Genomic DNA, 6,520 nt, shown 5'->3' with positions numbered 1-6,520 from the left:
ACCGCGGCGGGCAGCGCCGGGGTTGGGGACGCCGCCTCCTCTGCGGGGGCTTGCGGCGAGGCATCATCTGCCTCGGCTGGCCCCGCTCCGGCGCCCTCAGCGATTTCATCGGTGGCGCCGCCCTGCTCCAGGGGCGCAAGGAAGGCCCTCAAAACAAGCTCGCCGCCGGGTTCAGCGGGCGCCTTCAGGGCTGCGCGCCCGGAGGCGCCGGAGCCTGACCAGGGGTGGGCTAACGTCTGAGCCGGGGAGTCCCTGTCACTCCCAACGAAGATTCCTCTGTCGAGTTGCGCGTGGGTCAGGACATCGTCCGCGGTGAAGCGCAGGAAACCGGCGAGGGTGACCGCTCCTACGAGGGCGACGATGACCCGGGCGCGGGCCGGTGCTGAGGACGGCGGGGGCTTCAGCGGCATGCATGGTCCTCCCTTGCGGGAAATGGGAGTGCCGGATACTTATCGGAGGTCGGCAAGGGATCCTGAAGCACGCAGGACGGGAGCGTAGCACTTCGGGAGTGCTCGCGCGAATGCGGCTTCTGGGACTGCGTGGGGCGCCGTCGGCTGGCGCCGCGACGATAAGGGTTGTGGGCTGACCTCCTGTCGGATGAGCATTACGTCCAACGCTCATTCGATTCGGCCGGGTACCCGCCCAACCACGAGGCCTCGGGGATGATAAGGGGCTTTCTGCCCCTCGAGCAACCGCGGCCAGCAGGCGTATGCGGGAATGTAATACATTCGATAGCAATCGGGGGGCCGGAGCCTGATCCGGTGGTGTAACGTCGATCAGACGCCGGATTCTCATGACTGAAGAAGCGACCCCAATCACTGAGTCTCCCGCGGCTTCGACCCGAGCGGCACGCTATCCCTCCGACCTTATCGAGTTCGTCCAGGAGGCCAGCATCGGCGTCGCGATCCTGTCGGCGGAAGGGAGGCCGCTGTGGGCTAATCGCGCCGTCTACGAAGGCCTGGGCTACAGCCGCGAGGAGTTCTTCCGCACCGATTGCGCCAACTGGTTCTGGGACCGTTCGGAAGGGACCGACATCCTCAAGCGGCTGTTTGGCGGCGAAGTCCTGAAGTCGATCGAGGTCAGGCTTCGTGACCGAGGCGGCGAAGAGCGCCGGTTCGTGCTCGATGGCGACACGTCCGCGAACGGTGAGCTCCGGCACGCGCGCCTGCTGCTCCGGGACGTGACCAGCGAAGTGCGGTCTGCCCGCGAGGTGCAACTGCAGACGCGAATGCTGGACGCCGTCGGCCAGGCAGTGATCGCTACGGACCGCGACGGGCTGGTGACCTACTGGAACCGCGCCGCCGAGGAGATGTTCGGCTGGAACCAGGGCGAGGCCCGCGGGCGCTCGGTGTTCGAGCTCATCGTGCCGCCCGGGGATGGAGAGCGGGAGGCCTTCCGCGAGCTGAGGCGGGGCAGGTCCTGGTCAGGCGAGTTCGTCCTGCGTAGGAAAGACGGGTCGCTGTTCCCGGCGTTCGTGACGGATACGCCAATCCGGGACATGGAAGGCAAGGCGCTCGGCTTCATCGGCGTGCTTGTTGACATGAGTTCGCAGAAGGCGGCGGAGGCGGCGCTGGCCGAGAGCCGGGAGCTCTATCGCCTTGTCGTCGACAACGCCGTCGAGCTAATCACAATCACGGACACCGCTGGCCACATCCGCTTTGCTTCGCCCTCGCATGAGAGGGTGTGGGGCCACGCGCCGGGCGAGCTGGCAGGGCGGCACCTGACCGACCTGTTCCACGAGGACGACCTCTCGGGGCTGCTGCAGGCGCTCGCCCGGGCCAGGGAAAGCGGCCAGCCGGAGGAGTTTCGGGCCCGGCTGGGGAAGACGGGCAAGAAGGAGCGCGTAGTCGAGGGCACGGCCCTGCCGGTCGCTGGGCCCGGACAGGGGGAGCCGCTTGTGCTCCTCATCTACAGGGAGATAACGGCCCAGCTGGACGCCGAGAAGGACCTGCGGGCGCGGGAGCGGAAGATCGAGGCCCTGGCCGACTCGCTGCCCGCGATCGTGGCCATCGGTTCACGGGGAGTCGGCTTCTACTACTTCAACAAAGCCTGGTACGAGTTCACCGGCTTCGACCCCGAGGACGCGACCAACCGGCCCTGGCAGGACGTCGTCCACCCGGACGACTACCGGCATCTGCGGGAATGGATGGACGTGGTGCTCTCGGGCCGCACGGTGGAGCAGGAGGTGCGGGCCAGGCGGCACGATGGCGTCTACCGCTGGTTTCTGGTCCGCGTGGTGCCGCTGGCGCCCCTGGGGGATGACCCCGGTTCGGTAGTCGTCACGGCGGTGGACGTGACCGAGCTCAAGGACGCGCAGCAACGTTCAGAGAGCGCGAAGAACCAGCTCGAGACGGTGCTGCGCGCCATAGGCGATGGCGTGACGGCGCACGACCTCTCCGGGCGCATCCTCTACGCCAACGAGGCCGCGGCGCGCCTCATCGGCGTCGCGAGCGTCGAGGAACTGCTCGCTTCGACCGGCGAACAGTTGCTGCAGCGCTTCCATATCGAAGACGCGAACGGCCGGATGGTGCCCATCGAAGAGCTTCCGGGCTCGCGCGCCGCGAGGGGCGAGCCGACAGCCGAGGAGCTGCTCTGCTTCCGCGACGCGGCTGGTACAGATGTCCGCTATGCGCTCGTCTCGGCCGCGCCGATCCGCGACGCCCAGGGGAACATCGAGTTCGTGGTCGACGTGTTCCGGGAGGTGACGGACAGGGTCCGCGCGGACGCGGAGCGGGAGGAGCTGCTCAGGCGGGAAACGCAGGCGCGTGTCGCGGCCGAGCGGGCGGTCGCCCGGGCGTCGGCGCTGCAGGAGCTGACGGCGCGGTTACTCCAGGCCAACACCCAACGTGACGTCGCTGAGGTGATGGTGACGCAGGGAATGCAGGTGACGGGCGCTGCCGCCGTAGCGGTCGCGATGCTGGACGGCGAGGAGGCCGTGATAGCGGCGAGTCGCGGCTTCTCGGGCCGCACGCTCAGACGGGGGCAGAGGTTCGCGCTAAGCGACGGGCAGCCGCTGGCGCGCGCCCTTCAGGCTGGCCAGGAGCTATACATGTCCTGCTCCGAGGTCCGGCAGCAGTTCCCCCATGCTGCCGATGCCTGGTACGCCGGGGCGGTCGCCGCCGCGCCGGTCTCGGCGACCGACCTTCGCGGCGCAGTGTGCTTCCTCTTCGAGGAGGAGCGGACCCTCTCGGCGGACGAGAAAGACATGGTGCGCACGCTCGCCACGCTGTGCGCCCAGGCAATGGACCGCGCCCGCCTCTACGAGCTCGAGCGCTATCTCCGGCGTGAGGCGCAGGAGAGCGCAGACCTACTGCATCGCGTGCAGTTGGTGACGGACGCCGCGCTCGCGCACCCGGACCTGCGGGAGTTGCCGCAGATGCTGGATGTGATCCGCGAGGTCGTAGGCTCCGACACGATCACGATGCTGTTGATGGATGACGACGGCAGATATCTCGTCCCCGTGGCGTCTCTCGGGCTGGAGGAGGAAGTCGCCCTCGGCCAGCCGGTGGAGGTCGGCCGGGGGTTCTCGGGCACGATCGCGGCCTCCGGCGAGCCAATGATCCTCGACGACCTCGAGCGGGAGGACGTATCGGAGATACTGCGCCGCGCAGGGCTGGTAAGCCTCGCGGGCATCCCGCTGGTGGTCGAAGGCAAGGTGACGGGCGTATTACGGCTGGGGATGCGCGGGGAAAAGAGGTTCCACAAGGGCCATATTCGCCTCCTCGAGCTCGTGGCGGACCGCGTTGCCCTTGCCTTCGCCCAGTCGCGCCTGTTCGAAGAGGAGCGGCGCTCGCGTGAGGCCGCCGAACGGACGCGGGAACGGGTGTCGCGCCTCCAGACGGTGACCGCCTCCCTTGCCGGGGCGACCACGCCGGCGGAGGTCGCCGAGGCGATCGTGGACTCGGCGCTGGACGCGCTTCAGGCTTCCTCCGCGGTCGTCGTGGCGGTCGAGGACTCCGGGGAGCTGCGACGCCTGGCGGCGCGCGGGATCAGCGAGGATGCCCTGGAGACCTGGAGCAAGGTAGCGGGAGGGCGGACTGCAACTCCGATCAGGGAAGTCATCGAGACCGGAGAGCCGGTGTTCATCACGCGGCCGCGGGAGTTCAGGGAGCGGTATTCGGGCCTGGAGCAGTACGTCGACCCGGGCAACCGCGCGATTGCTTGCATGCCACTGAAAGCCAGCGGCCGGACGCTGGGGGCGCTGGCGCTGGTGTTCAGGGAGGAGCGCGCGCTCGGCGACGATGACCGCGACTTCCTGGCCTCGATGGTGCAGCAGGGCGCCCTTGCCCTGGCGCGTGTCCAGCTGTACGAGGCCGAGCGCCGCGCGCGCGCGGCCGCGGAGGACGCGGAGGCCCGTTACCGCCTGCTGGCGGAGACCATGCCCCTCCTGGTCTGGACTGCCCGGCCGGACGGCTCCGTCGACTACTGCAACGCCAGGTTCTACGAGTACACGGGGTTACGGCCGGGAGGCGACGGCGAGGGCTGGCTGGAGGCCGTGCACCGCGCCGACTCGCCGGCCGTGCGCGAGGCCTGGCGGCGTAGCCTCGAGTCCGGTGAGGCGTTCGAGGGTGAATTGCGGATCCGCCGCGCGGATGGGTCGCACGCCTGGTTCCTGCAGCGCGTGTTGCCCTTGCGCGACGCCGCGGGGGCGCTCGTGCGCTGGTTGGGCGCCCTGACCGAGATCGAAGACCAGAAGCGCTCCGAGCAGCGGCTCGCGTTCCTTGCTGAGGCGAGCGCCATCCTTTCCAGCTCCCTCGACTACGAGCACCCGCTGGAAGCAGTCGCGAAGCTGGCCGTCGAGCGCCTGGCAGACTGGTGCAGCATCCACATCGTCGGGGACGACGGCCGCGTGGAGCGCAGGGTGATCGCCCACGCGGACGAGGAGAAACGCCGCCTCGCCGAACAGCTGGAGGCGAGCGAGCCGCTGGCGGCCGAAGGCGCCTTCGGCTATGCGTCGGTGCTCCGGACCGCCAGGCCGTTCCTTATCCGGCGGATCCCGGACCCGGGCGCCTGGCCGGAGGAGTTCGGCGCCAGAAGGCGCGAGGTGATACGGCAGCTGGGGATCAAGTCGTCCCTCGGTGTGCCTGTTTTCGTCAGGGGGCGCGTCAAGGCGGCTCTGACGCTCTCGATGTCGGAGACGGACCGCCTCCTGGACGAGCGCGACCTTGCGACCGCCGAAGAGTTCGCGCGACACATTTCCTTCGCCCTGGACAGCGCCTTCCTGTACCGCGAGTCGGTGCGCGCGCAAGAGGAGCTGCGCGTGGCCAACGAGGCGAAGGACGAGTTCCTGGGCCTGATGTCGCACGAGTTACGGACGCCAATCACGACCCTTTACGGCGGGGCCAAGATCCTGCGCTCACGTAGCCGCTGGCTGGACGACGAACACAAGGAGTCGCTGCTGAGCGATATCGAGAACGAAGCCGAGGGCCTGCATCGCATGATCGAGGACCTCCTGGTGCTGGCCCGCACCGGCGCCGGCGAGAAGGTCGCGACAGAGCCGATCCTGGCGAACCGGCTGGTGGAGAAAGTGGTACGGGCCTTCAATCTGCACCGCCTGGGCCGGACCGTGGAGGTGCGCGCCGAACCCGACCTCCTGCCGGTGATGGCCGACACGACCTACCTGGAGCAGGTGCTGCGTAACCTCTTGAGCAACGCCGACAAGTACAGCCCCCCAGGCGCGCCCATCGAGGTCGAGATGAAGAACGACGGCGAGGAGGTAGTGATCTCGGTGCTCGACCGCGGGAGCGGCATCGAGCCGGAGGAGGCGGAGCTTATCTTCAACCGCTTCTACAGGGCGGAGAGGACTTCGCGCGGCGTCCGCGGTATGGGCCTGGGGCTCACGGTCTGCCGCAAGCTGATCGAGGCCCAGGGGGGCCGCATCTGGGCCAAGCCCCGCGAGGGTGGCGGCTCTGAGCTGGCGTTTGCGCTGCCCGCCTTCACGGCCAGCTACGACGACACCGAATAGCCGCGGCGCCCCGCTAGGGTGTACCATGCGGACGACCGGGCTGCCCGGCCGCCCCGCAGCATGATGAGAGACCCCGACAGGCTAATCGATGAGGCTGAACGGCTGGCCAGACGGGTCTTCGACGACATCGAGGAAGTCCTGCCCGAGGTGCTGGTGATGGTGGGCGCGCTGGACTATGAGGCCAGCCGCTCCTCGGCGCTCTTCGAGCCAATCGACAGGGAGACCTTTCGCGTGGCGAAAGGCTTCCTGCGCGGCGCCAGCACGAACGTCGTCTGGCACCGGCAATCGTCTTTCGCCGCGCGTCCGGACTCGGAGGCCTTCTCGGTGGCCATCGCCCTGCTTGCCCTGACGGAAGACAGCGTGCTGCGCCTGGTGGACGCCATTCCGGTCTTCACCAAGTGGCGGGACGGCTTCTACCTGAACAGACCGACGGCGGGGAGGTGAACGATGGACCTGATCGACACACTCGCGCTCTGGGGCCGCCGCTACGACCAGCAGATGAACCCCCGTACCGGCGGGCCGCGCTTCACCCTGCACGACCTGCTCCTCTTCTTC

At 68.6% G+C, this 6,520-nt stretch carries 3 protein-coding genes; 2 read left to right on the top strand and 1 reads right to left on the bottom strand.

What is annotated here, in order from left to right; translation table 11 throughout:
* Nucleotides 1–410, bottom strand: a 410-nt coding sequence (locus tag VNN10_09760; GenBank protein HXH22306.1) for a hypothetical protein, incomplete at its 3' end; no start/stop codon positions are given.
* Nucleotides 411–793: 383 nt separating this feature from the next.
* Between VNN10_09760 and VNN10_09755 the strand changes: the two genes are divergently transcribed.
* Together VNN10_09755 and VNN10_09750 are read left to right on the top strand one after the other, a co-directional pair.
* On the top strand, nt 794–5,965 hold the full coding sequence (locus VNN10_09755; protein ID HXH22305.1) for a PAS domain S-box protein: 5,172 nt from the start codon (nt 794–796) through the stop codon (nt 5,963–5,965).
* Nucleotides 5,966–6,025: 60 nt separating this feature from the next.
* On the top strand, nt 6,026–6,409 hold the full coding sequence (locus VNN10_09750) for a hypothetical protein (GenBank protein HXH22304.1): 384 nt from the start codon (nt 6,026–6,028) through the stop codon (nt 6,407–6,409).
* Nucleotides 6,410–6,520 lie beyond the last annotated feature (111 nt).

The organism is Dehalococcoidia bacterium (assembly GCA_035574915.1).
GTDB lineage: Bacteria > Chloroflexota > Dehalococcoidia > DSTF01 > WHTK01 > DATLYJ01.
Note: the sequence above shows the minus strand (reverse complement) of the source record. Positions and strands in the feature narration are given on the sequence as shown.

Excerpts from the sequence above, each read along its gene's own strand:
- VNN10_09755 (HXH22305.1), top strand. The coding sequence starts at position 794 with ATGACTGAAGAAGCGACCCCAATCACTGAGTCTCCCGCGGCTTCGACC.
- VNN10_09750 (HXH22304.1), top strand. The coding sequence starts at position 6,026 with ATGATGAGAGACCCCGACAGGCTAATCGATGAGGCTGAACGGCTGGCC.